The organism is Massilia sp. CFBP 13721, from assembly GCF_014842025.1.
Lineage (GTDB): Bacteria > Pseudomonadota > Gammaproteobacteria > Burkholderiales > Burkholderiaceae_D > Telluria.
This window is the reverse complement of sequence record NZ_JACYUY010000001.1, coordinates 92665-109669: the sequence shown is the minus strand read 5'-3', so window position 1 is coordinate 109669 and position 17005 is coordinate 92665. Positions and strand designations below refer to the sequence as shown.

Genomic DNA, 17005 nt, shown 5'->3' with positions numbered 1-17005 from the left:
ATAGCATTTAACAAAGCGATTTTGACAAAATGATGTGCGAATGACAGGAGAAGCAATGGATCAGATACCGATGTGGCTGCAGGCGGGATGGTGGGGACTGGTCGCGGGCGCGGCGCTGCTGATCGGCGCCTTCGTCGGCTACCGCGTAAAAGTGCCGCCGCGCCTCGTGGCGGCGATCATGGCCTTCGGCAGCGGCGTGCTGATTTCCGCGCTGTCGTTCGAACTGATGGACGAAGCCTTCAAGACCGGCGGCTTTCGCGCGACCGCGTTCGGCTTCCTGGCCGGCGCCACGGTCTACACGCTGGCCAACTGGTGGCTGTCCCATGGCGGCGCGCGCCACCGCAAGCGCTCCGGCGGCCAGCCGAGCGAAGCCGAGCATGGCGGCAGCGGCAGCGCCATCGCGGTCGGCGCCCTGCTCGACGGCATCCCGGAATCGATCGTGATCGGCCTGTCGATGCTGGGCGGCGGCAAGGTCAGCCTGGTCGCGGTGGCGGCGATCTTTCTCTCGAACGTGCCGGAAGGCTTGTCGAGCGCGGCCGGCATGAAAAAGGCCGGGCGCAGCGCCGGCTACATCTTCGGCATCTGGGGCGCGATCGCGCTGGCCTCGGGCCTGTCGGCGCTGGCCGGCTACACCCTGTTCGAAGGCGTCTCGCCCGCCACGGTCGCCGCCACCACGGCGGTGGCTGCCGGGGCCATCCTGGCGATGCTGGCCGACACCATGATTCCCGAAGCCTTCGACGAAGCCCACGATTTCGCCGGCCTGATCACGGTGATGGGCTTCCTGGCGGCGTTTGCGCTCAGCAAGATGGGCGGCTGAGCGGACGGCGTCAGGTGCCTGGCCGGTCCGCAGCCGCGGCTGCGGCTAAGGCGGCCCGTTTTCGGTTCGCCACATCGCGGGTGATCCGTAACAGGTCGGCGATATCGAGCGGCTTGGTCAGGTGTTCATTGAACTGCGCCGCTGTCGTCATGTCGCGGTCCTGGTCGCGGCCGAGGCCAGTGAGCGCGACCAGCGGCAACTTGCGGCCCTGCGGCATCCCCCTGATCCTGAGCGCCACCTGGATGCCGCTGATGTCCGGCAGACCCAGGTCGAGGAAGGCCATGTCGATCGGCTCGGACGCTGCCAGCGCCACGCCTTCGAGCCCGTTGAACGCGAGAACCGATGTATGGCCAAGGGCCTCGAGCAGCAGCGCCAGCGTGGTCGCGCCATCGACGTTGTCGTCGACGACAAGCACGCGCAGCGCATCTGCCGTCGGCATGTCCGTGGCGCTCGGCGCCGCGGCATCCTCCTGTGCTTCCATGCGCGGCAATACGACCGTGAAGCAGCTTCCCCTGTCCAGTCCCGCGCTGGCCGCGGATACTTCGCCCCCATGCAGGCCGACCAGTTTCTTCACCAGGTTCAGGCCGATGCCGAGGCCACCCTGCGCGTGGACACCGGTTGCATGCACCTGGGTGAACAGGTCGAAGACATGATCGATCGACGCGGCGGACAGCCCGATGCCCTGGTCGCATACATCTACGACGGCCGCGCGTTCGTCGGGACGGCAACGGATCGACACCGGCTTGTGTGCCGGCGAATATTTCGACGCGTTCGTCAACAGGTTCGCGAACACCTGGACCAGCCGCAGCGAATCGCCCTCGATCCATATCGGCGCCTCGGGCACCTCACAGTTCAAGGGCTGCTCCTTCTGCCTGAACAAGGGCTGCACGCTCTCCATCGCCTGGGCGATGACGTGCTGGAGAAGAACGGGCGCCTTGTCGATTTCCAGTTTTCCGGAGCTGATGCGTCCGACTTCCATCAAGTCGTCCACCAGGCCCGCCAGCTGCTTTACCTGCCGCTCGATGACTTCGCGCGCCCGGCTGCGCACGTCGCGGTCTTTGGAAAATTTGATCAGTTGCGCCGCCGACGAGATCGGCGCCAGCGGGCCGCGCAGCTCGTGCGCCAGCGTCGCCAGATACTCGTTCTTGCGCACGTCGGCTTCCTGCAGCTGCACACCGTCCGCACGCACGCGCTGCGCGTCGCGTTCGCGCTCGGTGTGATCGGTCGATACGGTCAGCACGGTGTCGACGTTTCCTTCCTGGTCGATCGACGGGAACACGCGCGTGATGAAAAAACGCTCCTTGCCATACTGATCGGTATAACCGTAATCGAACTCGCGCGCGCGCTTGTTGCGTACGACATCCTCGAGCACCGCGTCCCAGCGCCGCGCAAGGAGCGGTTCCATGCCCGGCTCATCGAAGCGTTTCCCCACGAAGTATTCCGGGGCGTAGCCGGTCAGCGCCTCGATGCGCGGCGACATCGACAGGCAGCGCCGCTCGCGGTCGAAGCGGCCGACGACGTCGGGCAGGTTGGCGGCAAACGCGGCGAAATCGAGCTCGCGCTGGCGCGTGGCGTTCTGCGCCTCGGCAGCCTGGCTGATGTCGACCACGGCGCCATTGATACCGGCGGGCGTCCCGTCCTTGTGGAAGATGACCCGGCCACTGCCGTGGATATGCCGGACCCTGGCGTCGGGAAGGCGAATCCGGAAGCGGAGCCGGTAGCCGGTGCCCTCGCGCAGCGCATCCCTGATCGCGGCATCGACCGTCGCCGCGTCGTCCGGATGGAGGCGTTCCCTGAACATCGCGTGCGAGACGGGAGCATCGGGCGCGTCGACGGGCCAGCCGAAGATGGCGTAATGATGACGCGACCAGCGCACGGTGTCGCTCTTGAGGTCCCAGAAAAACGTGCCGATTCCCGCGGAGTCGATGATGTCCTTGTAGGCCTCGAGCCGGTTGGCGAGGTCTTCGCGGCGTTCGTCGGCCCGCATGGCCGGCGCCGGGGCGTCCGTCCGGCGCTTCGACCAGAGGACGCAGGCAAGTACGCCAATGGCGATCCCGCCGAGCATGCCTGCTGCCGCAGACCCAAAATCAAACCACAACATGTAAGGTTCTTTCCTGCTTGTCAGGCTGCCAGGCCCGGCGCGCCGCCTGCCATCCGGCAGCGCACCGCATCTGTTTCTGAAGAGATTGCGGGAGTCGCATCGACGCGCGTCATGCGATCACTCACGTTCGGACTGTGGAACGGCAATTTGCCGTAATTTTACCGATTTCCTGCAATCAAGGTGCTGTCGATGTGGCTGGTGATGCATTCCCGGTCATCCTGCATGGCCTATCTGTCGGAATTGACGCACCACTCACTGTTTCGGCCAGTTCACCTCAAGCATTTCTGTCCAACCAAAACGATAAAGTGGTCTTGCCACTTCTACCCTTCGGCGCTACTATCGGCCTGAGCGGTTCAAGGCGCAAGGCGCGCTCGTACTGCTACATAACAACGACAGGAGACAGCAATGAATGAAGAGAATGGGCGTACGTTCGGCCGGCGCACGGTCTTGAAGGCGGCCGGCGCGGCCGGCCTGCTGCTGGCGGGCGCGCCCGCATGGTCGGCGGCATCGTCGTCGCGCAAGCGCTATGCGGTCGTGGGCGTCGGCTCGCGCGCACGCATGTTCACACGCGCCATCACCGACAAGTTCAGCGACAACAACGAGATCGTCGGCATCTGCGACCGCAACGCCGGCCGCGCCTCGCTCGCGGTGAAGACCATCACCGCGACCGGCAAGAGCGCGCCGCTCGCCTTTGCGGCGTCCGATTTCGACCGCATGATCAAGGAGACGAAGCCGCAGTACGTGATCGTCACCACCACCGACGCCAGCCATGACGACTACATCGTGCGCGCGCTCGACGCCGGCTGCGACGTGATCACCGAGAAGCCGATGACGACCACCGCCGAAAAGGCGCAGCGCATCCTCGACGCCGTCAAGCGCAGCGGGCGCCACATCCGCGTCACCTTCAACTACCGCTATTCGCCGCCGCGTTCCCAGATCAAGGACCTCCTGATGTCGGGCGAGATCGGCGACGTGATCTCGGTCGACTTCACCTGGCTCCTCAATACCGTGCACGGCGCCGACTACTTCCGCCGCTGGCACGCCAACAAGGCCAATTCGGGCGGGCTGATGGTGCACAAGGCAACCCACCACTTCGACCTGGTCAACTGGTGGCTCGGCGCCCAGCCGGAAAGTGTGCATGCCTTCGGCTCGCGCCAGTTCTACACGCCCGAGACGGCGCGCCGCATGGGCCTGTCCGGTCCGCACGAGCGCTGCCTGACCTGCCCGGAAAAGCAGAAGTGCAGCTTCTACTTCGACCTCGCCGCCGACCCGGGCCTGAAAGCCATCTACCTCGATAACGAAAAGTTCGACGGCTACTACCGCGACCGTTGCGTATGGCGTCCGGACATCGACATCGAAGACACGATGAACGTCATGGTCCGCTACGACAACGGCGCCCACCTGAACTACGCGCTGTCGGCCTACGACGCCTGGGAGGGTTATCACATCGCCTTCAACGGCACCAAGGGCCGCCTCGAGCACCGCATCGTCGAATCCGGCGGCGCGGCGGGCGCGGCCAAGGTCCAGAGCGGCAACGAGAACGTCTCGATCCGCATCATCCCGATCCGCGGCCAGGCGCGCGACATCGAACCCTGGACCGGCAAGGGCAGCCATGGCGGCGGCGACGACGTCATGCTGACCGAAATCTTCGGCGAGGCGCCGCCCGACAAGTACAAGCGCGTCTCCGACGAACGCGCCGGCGCCTGGTCGGCCCTGGTCGGCATCGCCGCCAACAAATGCTTCGCCACCGGCCAGACCGTACGCATCGCCGACCTGGTGACCGGCCTGGCCCCGCCCGACCGCGCGCCGATGCCGGACCGCAGCACGCCGGTGCCGATGCCGATCCGGATCAAGATTCCGTGATGCGGTGGCGGATTCGTAATGGGGCGTCACGAATCCGCATTCGATGATTGATACCCCGTCAATACTCGCTTTAGATCGGATATTTGCCGTATTGCCAGCACGGCGCAAATGTAGGGTGGACTCCGTCCACGCGTGACGCTTGAAGGGCCTGCGGCGCCGGCTTCGGAGCAGCAGTTGGCTGTGCGACGTTTACGCGTGGACGGAGTCCACCCTACGTCCGCGCCATGCCGGCTCAGATGCTCGTGATCACGAGCCGATACCCCACTCCCGTCTCGGTCAGCAAATACCGCGGCTGCGCCGGATCGTCTTCCAGTTTGTGGCGCAAATGCCCCATGTAGATGCGCAGGTAATGCCCGTCTTCGAGATGCGACGGCCCCCACACCGCGCGCAACAGCTGCGGGTTGGTCAGCATCCGGCCGGCGCTCGCCACTAATACTGCCAGCAGCTTGAATTCGGTCGGCGTCAGGTGCACGCCGGCGCCGCCCCTGGTGACGCGCCGGTCCTTCAGGTCGACGGCGACGTCACCGAAACGCACAACGCCTGCGTCGGCCAGGTCCGGCTGGCGCCGGCGGCGCAGCGTCGCCCGTACCCGGGCCTGCAGCTCGCCCACACCAAATGGCTTGGTGAGATAGTCGTCGGCGCCGGCGTCGAGCGCGGCGATCTTGTCGGCCTCGCCCGCGCGCGCCGACAGCACGATCACCGGCACGCCCGACCAGGTGCGCAGGTCGTGGATCAGGTCGACGCCGTCGCCGTCGGGCAGGCCGAGGTCGAGGATCACCAGGTCCGGGCTGCGCGTGCCGGCGTCGGCCAGGCCGCGCCGGGCGGTGGCCGCCTCGTGCACCTGCCAGCCTTCTTCCTCGAGCGCGGCGCGCACGAAACGGCGGATCTGCGGCTCGTCTTCCACTAACAAGGCCAACGGCGCCAATGCATTCGCAGTCATTCAACTACCTTCATTCAAATATCCATTTCCGGGCCGGCCTGCGGCGGCTGTCCCAGCGGCAAGGCGATCACGAAAGCGGCACCGCCCATGTCGGAGCGGGTACAGGCGATGCTGCCGCCGTGCGCCTCGACGATGGCGCGGCAGATCGCTAGGCCCAGTCCGACGCCGCCGCGCGCCGTTTCGCGTTCGCCGCGCGTGAACTTCTCGAACATCGCTTCTTCGCGCCCCGGCGCCACACCCGGCCCGTCGTCGGCCACTATCAGGGTAGCTGCGGCGCCATGTAGGGCGGCGCGGATTTCGATGCGCGAACCCGGCGGCGTGTGCTTGGCCGCGTTTTCCAGCAGGTTGCACAGCACGCGCTCGAACAGCACCGCGTCGAAGCGCAGCAGCGGAAAATCGGCCGGGATGCTGGTCGTGACCACATGGCCGGCCAGCTGCGCGGCGCTCAGGCGCAGGGCCGTGCCGACGGCTTCTTCCAGCGCCTGCCACTCGCGCCTGAGTGTAACCTGTCCGCTCTGCAGGCGCGCCATGTCGAGCAGGTTCGTTACCAGCGCGCTCATGCGCAGGGCTTCTCCATGCAGGCCCTGCGCCATGTCCAGCTGCGCCGGCGCCAGCGCGGGTTGCGCGCGCGCCAGCGATTCCGACAGGCCGACCAGCAGGGTCAGCGGCGTGCGCAGGTCGTGCGAGAGCGCAGCCAGCAAGTCGTTACGCAAACGCTCGGTCTCCATGCTCACCAGTGCGCCCTGCGCGACCTCGATGTAATGCACGCGCTCGAGGGCGATCGCGGCCAGCGCGGCAAAGGTATCGAGCTGCTGGCGCTGTTCCGGGATCAGGATCCAGCGCTGCTGCTCGGGCACGATCGCCAGCACGCCGCGCGTACGCATCGGCGCCACCAGCGGCAGGTAGAAAAAGGCACTGGCAGGCAAGGTGCCAGTGCCGAGGCCGGCCGCCTGCGCATGGTCGAAGGCCCACTGGGCCACGCCCGGGTCGGGCGCGGCGGTGCCGTCCTCGGGCTCCGGCGACACGAGGCGGCCGTCGGCATCCGGCACCAACAACACTGCGCGGGCGCGGAAGGTGCGTCCCAGGAAATCGCGGGTGGTCTCGATTACCTGCTCGACCTGCAGCGCCCCCGAGAGTTCGCGCGCGAATTCGTAGAGGGCGCGCGAGCGCCGTTCGCGGTGCGCCGCGACACGGGCCTGGAAGCGCAGGCCCGCGGTGAGATGGCCGATGACCAGGCCGACGGCCAGCATGACGCCGAAGGTAATCAAATACTGCAAATCCGAGACGGCCAGCGAGAAGCGCGGCGCCACGAAGAAGAAGTCGAAACAGGCGACGCCGATGCAGGTCGCCACCACCGCCGCGCGCCGGCCGAGGCGCACGGCCACCAGCACGACCACCAGCAAGAACAGCATGGCGATGTTGGCCTGGTCGAGATAGGGAGCGAGTGGCGTCGCCAGCAGCGCCACGCCCAGGCTGGCGGCTGCGGCGATGGCGTACGACAGCCAGCCTTTGCGCGCCCGGGGCGTGTCCTGCGCGGGAGCCGCAGGCGCCACATGCGTAGCGGCGCCGGCCTCGATCACGTCGACATCCGGCGCCAGCGCGGCGATACGGCGCGCGTGCGGCGTGCGCCATGGCCAGGTGCGGTGGCCGCGCGCCATGACGATCTTCGACAGGTTGTGTTCGCGCGCATAGTCGACGATCGCCGCGCCGATGTCTCCACCGGCCAGCACCGCCGTCGCCGCGCCCAGTTCGGCCGCCAGCCGCAATGCCAGCAAGATCTGCTCGCGCCGCGCCGCCGGCAGGCGCGCCAGCGCCGGCGTCTCGACGTACACCGCGTGCCAGTCGACGCCGAGCTGGCCGGCCAGGCGCGCGGTGCTGCGCACCACGTGTTCGGCGCCCGGACGCGGGCCGACGCAGGCCAGCAAGGCGCCGCCGGTTTTCCAGACCGTGTCGATCGACTGTTCGACGCGCCAGGCGCGCACGTCGTCTTCGATGCGGTCGGCGGTGCGGCGCAGGGCCAGTTCGCGCAGCGCGATCAGGTTCCCCTTGCGGAAAAAATGCTGCGCGGCGCGTTCGGCCTGGCCAGCGCCATACACCTTGCCGCTTTTCAGGCGCGCCAGCAGTTCGTCGGCCGGCAGGTCGACCAGCACCACCTCGTCGGCCGCGTCGAACACGGAGTCGGGCACGGTTTCGGCGACGCGGATGCCGGTAATGCCGCCGACCACGTCGTTCAGGCTGTCGAGGTGCTGGACGTTGACGGTCGTGAAGACGTCGATGCCGGCGGCGAGCAGTTCCTCGACGTCTTGCCAGCGCTTCGGGTGGCGCGCGCCGGGTGCGTTCGAGTGCGCCAGTTCGTCGACCAGTACCAGCGCCGGGCGCCGCGCCAGCGTGGCATCGAGATCGAATTCGGCCAGCGCATGGCCGCGGTGCGCGAAGCTTTTACGGGGCAGCACCTCGAGCCCGTCGAGCATGGCGGCGGTGTCCAGCCGGCCGTGGGTCTCGACCACGCCCACCAGCGGCGCCCTGCCCTCTGCCTGCAGTTTGCGCGCTGCGGCCAGCATGGCCCAGGTCTTGCCGACCCCAGCCGATGCGCCGAAATAGATGCGCAGGCGCCCGCGCGCATCCTTGCGCTGCTGGCTGTGCAGTTGCGCCAGCAATGCATCCGGGTCGGGACGCTGGCCGTCGTTCGGTACCATCGGATCCTTTGTCTTGAAAATCAGCGGACCGTCTGGTCGAGCGCGAGGTTCAGCGCCAGCACGTTCACGCGCGGTTCGCCGAACACGCCCAGCGTGCGCCCGACGGTATGCTGCGCGACGAGCGCGTCGACCTGCGCGCGCGGCAAGGCCCGCGCCGCAGCCACTCTGCCGGCCTGGTAACGCGCGGCGGCGACGCTGATCTCGGGATCGAGGCCGCTGGCCGAGGCGGTCACCAGGTCGACCGGCACCGGCGCCGTATTGCCCGGATCGGCCGCGCGCAGGGCAGCGATCCGCGCTTTGACAGCATCGACCAGGGCCGGATTGAGCGGCCCCAGGTTCGAGCCGCCGCTATCGGCGGCGTTGTTGGGCACCGGTGCCGTGGCCGATGGCCGGCCCCAGAAGTAGCCGGGCGACGTGAAGGACTGGCCGATCAGGCGCGAGCCGGCCGGCTGGCCGTCGATGACGATCAGGCTGCCGCTTGCCGCGTCGGCAAAGGCGGCCTCGCCCATGCCGGTCACCAGCACGGGGTAAAAAACGCCGACGACCAGCGTGAGCGCGCCGAACAGCACCAGGGCGGGACGCAGAGTAGTTTTCATGATGTGCTCCCAATTAAACCAGGTTCAGGACCGACAAGACCATGTCGATCAATTTGATGCCGGCGAAAGGCAGGATGATACCGCCTACGCCGTAGACGAGGAGATTCCTGCGCAGGAGCGCAGCGGCGCCGATGGCACGGTAGCGCACGCCCTTGAGCGCCAGCGGAATCAGCACGATGATGATCAGGGCGTTGAAGATGACCGCCGACATGATGGCCGTGTCGGGACTGGCCAGGCGCATGACGTTCAACGCTTCCAGCGCCGGATAGGTGCCGACGAAGGCCGCCGGAATGATCGCGAAATACTTGGCGATGTCGTTGGCGATCGAGAAGGTGGTGAGCGCACCGCGCGTCATCAGCATCTGCTTGCCGATCTCGACGATCTCGAGCAGCTTGGTCGGATTCGAATCGAGGTCGACCATGTTGCCGGCTTCCTTGGCAGCTTGCGTGCCCGAGTTCATGGCCACCGCGACGTCGGCCTGGGCCAGCGCCGGCGCGTCGTTGGTGCCGTCGCCGGTCATGGCCACCAGGCGGCCCTGCGCCTGGTAGTCGCGGATCAGTTTCAGTTTGTCTTCGGGCGTGGCCTCGGCCAGGAAATCGTCGACGCCCGCTTCGGCCGCGATCGCCGCCGCGGTCAGCTTGTTGTCGCCGGTGATCATGACGGTCTTGATGCCCATGCGGCGCAGTTCGGCGAAGCGTTCGCGGATGCCGCCCTTGACGATGTCCTTCAGCTCCACCACGCCCATCGCGCGCTCGCCATCGGCCACCACCAGCGGCGTGCTGCCACGGCGCGCCACCTCGTCGACGCTGCGCGCCAGCGCCGCCGGCCAGGCTGCGCCCAGGCTTTCGATATGGCGGCGCACCGATTCGGCCGCGCCCTTGCGCACCTGGTGCTTGCCAAGATCGATGCCGCTCATGCGCGTATTCGCGCTGAATGGGATGAACACGGCCTGCAGGGAAGCCGCCTCGCGTTCACGGATACCGAACTTCTGCCTGGCCAGCACCACGATCGAGCGCCCTTCCGGCGTTTCGTCCGCCAGCGAAGCCAGTTGCGCGACGTCGGCCAGCTGCTGCTCCGTCACGCCGGGCGCCGGGAAGAAGCCGGCGGCCTGGCGGTTGCCGAGCGTGATGGTGCCGGTCTTATCGAGCAGCAGGACGTCGACGTCGCCCGCCGCCTCCACCGCGCGGCCCGAGGTGGCGATCACATTTGCACCCATCATGCGGCTCATGCCGGCCACGCCGATCGAGGACAGCAAGGCGCCGATGGTGGTCGGGATCAGGCAGACCAGCAGCGCAACCAGCACGGTCGCGCTCACGGGTGTTCCACTTCCCGCTGCCGCCACGCTGAACAGCGAGAACGGCAGCAGCGTCACGGTGACGACCAGGAACACGATGGTCAGGGCCACCAGCAGGATCGTCAGCGCGATCTCGTTCGGCGTCTTCTGGCGCCTGGCGCCTTCGACCATCGCGATCATGCGGTCGAGGAAGGTCTCGCCCGGATTGACCGAGACGCGCACCACCAGCCAGTCCGACAGCATCCGCGTGCCGCCGGTGACGCTGGAAAAATCGCCGCCCGACTCGCGGATCACCGGCGCCGATTCGCCGGTAATCGCGCTCTCGTCGACCGAGGCCACGCCTTCGATCACTTCGCCGTCGATCGGGATCACGTCGCCGGCGTCGACCAGGATGGTGTCGCCTTTGCGCAGCTCGGTGCCCGGCAGCGCCAGCCAGGCGGCGCCATGCTTCGGCGCCGCCAGCTTCTTCGCCGTCACGGTCCCCTTCAGGCCGCGCAGCGACGCCGCCTGCGCCTTGCTGCGGCCTTCGGCCAGCGCTTCGGCGAAGTTCGCGAACAGCACCGTGAACCAGAGCCAGGCGCAGATGGCCAGGATGAAGCCGGACGACGTGTCATCGGTCGGCGCGCCCAGCGACTGGCAGTACAGGAAGGTCGTCAGGATGCTGCCGACATAGACCACGAACATGACCGGGCTGCGCAGCTGCGTGCGCGGGTCGAGCTTCTTGAAGGCGTCGACGAGCGCGGGCCAGACCAGGCTGGCGTCGAACAGGGTCAGCGTTTTGCGCGGTGTAGCTGCCGGCGGCAGCGTCGTTACTTGGGACATCATGGACTCCGTCAATGCGATTGTGTATGGAGCTGCAGGTGTTCGACCACCGGCCCCAGGGCCAGCGCGGGCACGTAGTTCAGCACCCCGACCAGCAGCACGGTCCCGACCAGCAAGCCCACAAAAATCGGCCCATGGGTCGGCATGGTGCCGGGATTGGCGTCGAGCCGCGGCTTGGCGGCCAGGGCGCCGGCGATGGCCAGCACCGGCACGATCACGGCGAAGCGCCCGAACCACATGGCGATCGCCAGCATGGTGTTGTAGAACGGCGTGTTGGCGGACAGGCCGGCAAAGGCGCTGCCGTTGTTGTTGGCGGCCGAGCTGAAGGCGTACAGGATCTCGGAAAAGCCGTGCGCGCCGGGATTGGCGATGCCGGCGCGGCCGGCGTCGAGCATGACCGCAACCGCGGTGCCGCCCAGCACCAGCAGTGGCGTGGCCAGGATCACGATCGAGCTCATCTTCATCTCGTAGGCCCCGATCTTCTTGCCCAGGTATTCCGGCGTACGCCCGATCATCAGGCCGGCGATGAACACGGCCAGGATGGCGAACACCAGCATGCCGTACAGGCCCGAGCCGACGCCGCCGAACACCACTTCGCCGAGCTGCATCAGCAGCAGCGGCACGGCGCCGCCGAGCGGCGTGAACGAGTCGTGCATGGCGTTCACCGCGCCGCAGGAGGCGGCGGTGGTCACGGCGGCGAACAAAGCGGAGGCGGCGATGCCGAAGCGCGTCTCCTTGCCTTCCATGTTGCCGCCGGATTGGAGCGCGCCGGCGGCCTGGTCGACGCCGAGCGCCGCCAGTTGCGGATGGATCGACTGCTCGGCCGCCACCAGCGCCAGCGTGGCGCCGACGAACAGCACGGTCATCGCGGCCAGCAGCGCCAGGCCCTGGCGCCGGTCGCCGACCATGCGGCCAAAGGCGAAGCACAAGCCGGCGGGGATCAGGAAGATCGACAGCATCTCGACGAAGTTCGACAGCGGCGTCGGATTTTCGAAAGGGTGCGCCGAGTTGGCATTGAAGAAGCCGCCGCCGTTGGTGCCGAGCATCTTGATCGCTTCCTGCGAGGCGACCGGGCCCATGGCAATCGTCTGGGTGGTGGCCGTCACGCCTCCCGCCGTCACCGGCTCGATCAGCCGCACTTTCTGGTAAGGATCGACATTCTGGATCACGCCCTGGCCCATCAGGATGGCGGCGACCAGCAGCGACAGCGGCAGCAGCACGTACAGCGTGGAGCGGGTCAGGTCGACCCAGAAATTGCCGATGGTCCGGACCGAACGCGCACCGAAGGCGCGCATCAAGGCAAAGGCGACGGCGACGCCGGTGGCGGCCGAAAAGAAGTTCTGGCCGGTGAGCGCCATCATTTGCGTCAGGTAGCTCATCGTCTGCTCGCCGCTGTAGCCCTGCCAGTTGGTGTTGGCGACAAAGCTGACCGCGGTGTTGAAGGCCGAATCCGGGCCGACGTTGGGCAGCGCCTGCGGATTGAGCGGCAGCCAGGCTTGCACCCGCTGCAGCGCGTAGACGAACAGCGCACCGATGCCGTTAAAGACGAGCAAGGCGATTGCGTAGGCCTTCCAGCCCATGCCAGCCTCGGGCGACACGCCGCCAGCCCGGTAGAGCAGTCGTTCGACGCCGCCCAGCCAGCCCAGGCCGGGCACGGCGCCACCGCTCCCGACCCGCGCCAGCACCAGGCCCAGCGGCCAGGCGAGCGCGAACAGCACCGCCAGGAAGGCGCCCAGCAGCGCCACCGAATGCAGTGTCATCACAGCTCCTCCGCTTTCACCAGTGCACGCACCAGGTAGGCCAGCAGGCCGATAGCGACCGCGGCGCCGATATGCCAGGTTTCCATTACTTGCCTCCCAGGCGGTCGCAGCCGGCCGCAAAGGCCCAGCTCAATGCAAAGAACGCGGCGAGCGCGCCGATATAGATGATGTCCATTGATTCCTCTTGAACGCTTGTTGTCGATAGGCCAAGCGTATCGCCTGCCTCGTAAAAATTTCATAAAGACTGGCGCGGCCGGAGTAAACAAACCGTAAAAATGCGGCGTTTCACCCTCAGAAAGTCTTGCTGACGGTCAGGACCAGCGCCGATTTGCCTAGGAACTTGCCGTTGGCCGGCGAGGCATAGGCGCTCTTGCGCGCATTCGTGCCGACGTAGGCGAGCGCGGCGCTGGCCACCCCGAAGTCCCTGGTGACGCCGAGCTTCCAGTCGGTATAGCTGGCCGCGCCGTTGTGCGCGATGCGCTGGCGCCCGGCGTGCAGGTTGACGACCAGGCCTTGCGCAGCCGGCAGGTTGGCGGCCAGGTCGAGGTAGCCGCTGCCCTGGCTGTCGGCGACAGCCGAACAGGTTCGTGACCGCATGCGAATACTTGAGCAGCGCCGCACCCCAGGACAGTTGTGCGTAGACTTCGGTGGTATTGGCGTCGACGAAGCCGGGCACGCGGCCCAGGTCGTTCGACGGATAGGCATAGCGCAGTACACCGAGGTCGAAGCCGAGGCTTGGCGCCAGTTCGCCGCGCTTGCCGGCGTACAGGTCGATCTCGACGCCGCCATCGCCGCCGGCGTCCTCGGTCCATTTGATGGTGGAGGCCCAGGCGCCGGCATACAGCCCGGTCGCGTTGTGAACGAGATCGGCGCCGCCCTGCAGCGCCGGCTGCAAACGCGTCTGGGAAATGGCTCGGTAGCGGTAGTCGCTGGTGAGGGCGGCGTTGAAGGTAAGATCGGTCGGCGCCTGGGCTTCGGCGGCGCTGGAGGCGAAGGTCGCCGTCATGGCGGCGGCAAGAAATGCGGATTTCATGGGGGTCTTTCGGTGGCTTCGTGACGAAAGAAGCGTAGCAAGCGGCCCGTAAAGACTTTCTAAAAATTGCACTTCAACATGTAAACGCCGCGTAAAAAACGGCGCATTCACCTTCACCGCGCGCGTAGAGGGTGTGAAAAAAACGTCAGGGCAAGGGATACGGCCGCCCGGCGCCGAGTCGAAGACAGCACGAGGGTACGGCGAGACGAGGCAACGCAGCCATGGCGATTTTTTCACATCCTCGTAGGGTGGACCGGGCGGCGAACCGCTCCGTCCACGCGAAAACGCCGACCAGCCCACTGCCGCATTGGCGACTGGCTGACCCACCGTCACGCGTGGACGGAGTCCACCCTACGATCGCCGTTGCGCATACGCTGCCGTCACTTGCCCACCATTCCCGCTCCTGCGCACATCCCTTACAATACCGAGCCCTGCCCCTGTTACATCGAAAGAACCCGCATGATCCTCCTGAAGGTCCCCTACGCCGAAAAAGACGAAGCCAAGGCCCTGGGCGCGCGCTGGAACCCGACCCGCAAGTGCTGGTACGTCCCCGACGGCAAGGACAGCGAACCGTTCGCGCGCTGGATCGCCGCCGGCGGCGCGGAGAAACTCGATGGGCTGGCCGCCAAGGCGTCGTCCTCGCGCGACGCCCACGGCGCCAAGCCGGTGATCGGATCGAAGTACGTCGAACTGGCGCACGCCTGCAACCCGTTCGAGGAATGCGCCGAATGCCGGCCGAAACTGATCGAGAGCGGCTGGCTGGAAGCGCACCAGGCGGTGCGCAAGCTGTTGGCCGGGCTGTAAAGCGTCGCGCCGGCCACACGTTTTACTGAACCGCATCTTTTCAGCCGTGCCCGGCCTTATACTAGCGGCCGGCGCAAACGAGCCGATGGCCCGCGCGCACGATCAACCCAACATCTCCAAGGACAAGATGCACAGTGACACCATCTCCCAGCGCCTGCGTTCGCTGGTCCGCTCCCTGCCGCGCACCGGCATCACGCTCGCCGAACTGGTGCACCGCGTCGGCGACGACGGCTTGCTGCTGCTGACCGCCCTGCTCACGCTGGTGTTCCTGATCCCGGTCTCGATCCCGGGCGTGTCGACCGTTTTTGGCGCCGCCATCCTCTTGATCGGGCTGGCGCGCCTGTTCCGGCGCGACCTGTGGATTCCGGCCAGGATCGAGCACCGCGTCATCGCCACCAAGAAGCTGCGCCCGCTGCTGCGCAAGGCCCTGCCCTGGCTGCAAAAGATCGAGCGCGTCAGCCGCCCCGACCGCATCGGCTGGCTGGTGGCCGACGGCGCGGCGACGCACATGAACAACCTGTCGCTGATCCTGGGCGCGGTACTGCTGATGATGCCCTTCGGCCTGATCCCCTTCAGCAATACCTTCCCGGCGGTGGCGCTGCTGTTCTTCGCCATCGGCCTGCTGCAGCGCGACGGCGTCTGCGTGCTGCTGGGACACATCAGCAACGTCGCGACCATCGTCTATTTCGCCCTGCTGATCGGCGGCGGCGGGCTGGCGGCGCGCGAAGTGTTCCAGCGCATCACGGCCTGAACCACGCGTTTGAGCCAATAACATTCACAACAAGAGGAGACACAGCATGTTCAGTCACATCATGGTCGGCACCAACGACATCGAACGCTCGAAACAGTTCTACGACGCCGTGCTCGGCCTGCTCGGCGCCGGCGAGCCGTTCCGCAACGTGTCCGCCACCGGCCACACCCGCCTGTTCTACCGCCACGACGGCAGCAGCTTTTGCGTGAGCGAGCCGATCAACGGCGAAGCGGCCACCTGCGCCAACGGCGGCACGATCGGCTTCAAGTGCGGCTCGCCGGAACAGGTGCAGCAATTCCACGACACCGCCGTCGCCCACGGCGGCGCCTCGATCGAGAATCCACCAGGCCTGCGCGAAGGCGCCATGGGCGCGCTGCACCTGGCCTACGTGCGCGACCCGGACGGCAACAAACTGTGCGCGCTGTATCGTCCAAAGTAAAACCGGACGGCGGCCACCGGCCAGGAGATGATCGTGAAACCATCCCGCCTGATTATGGCGGCCGCCTTCTGCGCCGCCGCCCATACCTGCCCAGCGGGCGCTGCTGACGCGAAGCCGCTGCGCTTCGAACACCGCGACTGGGAACTGGTCTGCGACAACACCCGTACCTGCCGCGCGGCCGGCTATCATCCCGAGGCACAGGAAGACGCGCCGGTTTCGGTCTTGCTCGAACGCCGGGCAGGCCCCGGCCAGGCCATCGTCGCAAAAGTGCGTCTGGGCGACGACGAGAATGCTGCCGCGCCGGCGGCGCTGGCGATGGCCATCGATGGCCGTTCACTCGGCAGCATTGCCTTGTCGGGTGACGAATCGTTCGGCGCCCTGTCGCCTGCGCAGACGCAGGCACTGGTGCGTGCGGTGGCTGGCAGCGGCCGGGTCGAATGGCGCGCCGGGCGCCGCCGCTGGGCCCTGTCCGGCGCCGGTGCGGCTGCGGTGCTGCTCAAGATGGACGAGTTCCAGGGACGGCTCGGCACCATGGGCGCAGCCATCCGCAAAGGGCCAAAGGCCGATGCTGCGGCCCTGCCGGCCCTGGCGGCGCCCAACGTGGTGGCAGCCGCGGTCCCGCGAGGCGCCCTGCCGCCGCCCGCCAAGGACGGACAGCGCCTGCTGCTGGCGAGCCTGCGCAAGACGGTGACAGGCGACGAATGCGAACTCCTGGCGGACGCCGCCTCCGGCAAGAACCCGCTCGTCTATGCCCCATTGTCGGCGGACCGGATGCTGGTCTCCACCGTGTGCTGGCGCGGCGCCTACAACGAGGGTAGCGGATACTGGGTCGCGAGTCGCAAGCCGCCGTTCGTAGTAAGCTTTGTCACCCAGATGGGGACCGGCTACGACAAGGGCAGCATCAGCGCGTCGCACCGTGGCCGCGGTGTGGGCGATTGCGGCTCGATCGGCGAGTGGGTATGGGATGGCCGGCGCTTCGTCCAAACCCTGGAAGCCACCACCGGCATGTGCCGCGGCATCGCCGCCGGCGGCGCCTGGACCTTGCCGACGCTGGTGAGCAAGGTCCAGCGCTAAAGGATCAAGGTAGAC

The 17005-nt window shown here is 67.2% G+C and carries 13 protein-coding genes and 1 pseudogene; 6 read left to right on the top strand and 8 right to left on the bottom strand.

Annotated elements, in window-relative coordinates; all coding sequences use genetic code 11:
- Nucleotides 1–55 precede the first annotated feature (55 nt).
- Nucleotides 56–817, top strand: coding sequence for a ZIP family metal transporter (locus tag IFT60_RS00485; protein ID WP_192048326.1), 762 nt, complete (start codon nt 56–58; stop codon nt 815–817).
- A gap of 10 nt (nt 818–827) precedes the next feature.
- On the opposite strand, the gene IFT60_RS00480 is transcribed toward IFT60_RS00485, so the two are convergent.
- Complete coding sequence (locus IFT60_RS00480; RefSeq protein ID WP_192048323.1) at nt 828–2918, bottom strand: PAS domain-containing hybrid sensor histidine kinase/response regulator; 2091 nt, start codon at nt 2916–2918, stop codon at nt 828–830.
- Between the two features lie 405 nt (nt 2919–3323).
- Between IFT60_RS00480 and IFT60_RS00475 the strand changes: the two genes are divergently transcribed.
- Entirely contained in the window at nt 3324–4781 is a 1458-nt protein-coding gene (locus tag IFT60_RS00475; protein WP_192048321.1) for a Gfo/Idh/MocA family protein, read from the top strand.
- 232 nt (nt 4782–5013) lie between these two features.
- Here the strand turns inward: IFT60_RS00475 and kdpE are convergent, their stop codons facing one another.
- From kdpE to IFT60_RS00440, 7 genes and pseudogenes are all read right to left on the bottom strand, one after another.
- Nucleotides 5014–5721 carry a two-component system response regulator KdpE gene (gene kdpE, locus IFT60_RS00470; RefSeq protein WP_192048319.1) on the bottom strand — a complete coding sequence of 236 codons (708 nt, stop codon included), beginning with the start codon at nt 5719–5721 and terminating at the stop codon, nt 5014–5016.
- Between the two features lie 14 nt (nt 5722–5735).
- A complete protein-coding gene (gene kdpD / locus IFT60_RS00465; RefSeq protein ID WP_192048317.1) occupies nt 5736–8417 on the bottom strand; it encodes a two-component system sensor histidine kinase KdpD in 2682 nt (893 codons plus the stop codon).
- 20 nt (nt 8418–8437) lie between these two features.
- Complete coding sequence (kdpC, locus tag IFT60_RS00460; RefSeq protein ID WP_192048315.1) at nt 8438–9013, bottom strand: potassium-transporting ATPase subunit KdpC; 576 nt, start codon at nt 9011–9013, stop codon at nt 8438–8440.
- Nucleotides 9014–9026: 13 nt separating this feature from the next.
- On the bottom strand, nt 9027–11132 hold the full coding sequence (kdpB, locus tag IFT60_RS00455) for a potassium-transporting ATPase subunit KdpB (RefSeq protein ID WP_374000199.1): 2106 nt from the start codon (nt 11130–11132) through the stop codon (nt 9027–9029).
- Between the two features lie 8 nt (nt 11133–11140).
- Entirely contained in the window at nt 11141–12889 is a 1749-nt protein-coding gene (kdpA, locus tag IFT60_RS00450) for a potassium-transporting ATPase subunit KdpA (RefSeq protein ID WP_192048313.1), read from the bottom strand.
- A gap of 85 nt (nt 12890–12974) precedes the next feature.
- The gene (locus tag IFT60_RS00445) at nt 12975–13064 is read right to left on the bottom strand and encodes a potassium ABC transporter ATPase (protein ID WP_192048311.1); all 90 of its coding nucleotides are present in this window, start codon (nt 13062–13064) and stop codon (nt 12975–12977) included.
- Between the two features lie 116 nt (nt 13065–13180).
- A pseudogene (locus IFT60_RS00440) lies at nt 13181–13922 on the bottom strand (TorF family putative porin).
- 459 nt (nt 13923–14381) lie between these two features.
- Here IFT60_RS00440 and IFT60_RS00435 point away from each other — a divergent pair.
- The 4 genes from IFT60_RS00435 (at nt 14382) to IFT60_RS00420 (ending at nt 16990) form a co-directional block, all read left to right on the top strand.
- The gene (locus IFT60_RS00435) at nt 14382–14726 is read left to right on the top strand and encodes a DUF5710 domain-containing protein (RefSeq protein ID WP_192048309.1); all 345 of its coding nucleotides are present in this window, start codon (nt 14382–14384) and stop codon (nt 14724–14726) included.
- A gap of 127 nt (nt 14727–14853) precedes the next feature.
- Nucleotides 14854–15477, top strand: a complete 624-nt coding sequence (locus tag IFT60_RS00430; protein ID WP_192048307.1) for an exopolysaccharide biosynthesis protein — start codon at nt 14854–14856, stop codon at nt 15475–15477.
- Nucleotides 15478–15523: 46 nt separating this feature from the next.
- Complete coding sequence (locus IFT60_RS00425) at nt 15524–15916, top strand: VOC family protein (protein WP_192048305.1); 393 nt, start codon at nt 15524–15526, stop codon at nt 15914–15916.
- A 33-nt stretch (nt 15917–15949) separates the two neighbouring features.
- Nucleotides 15950–16990, top strand: a complete 1041-nt coding sequence (locus IFT60_RS00420) for a DUF1176 domain-containing protein (protein ID WP_192048304.1) — start codon at nt 15950–15952, stop codon at nt 16988–16990.
- Nucleotides 16991–17005: the final 15 nt, after the last annotated feature.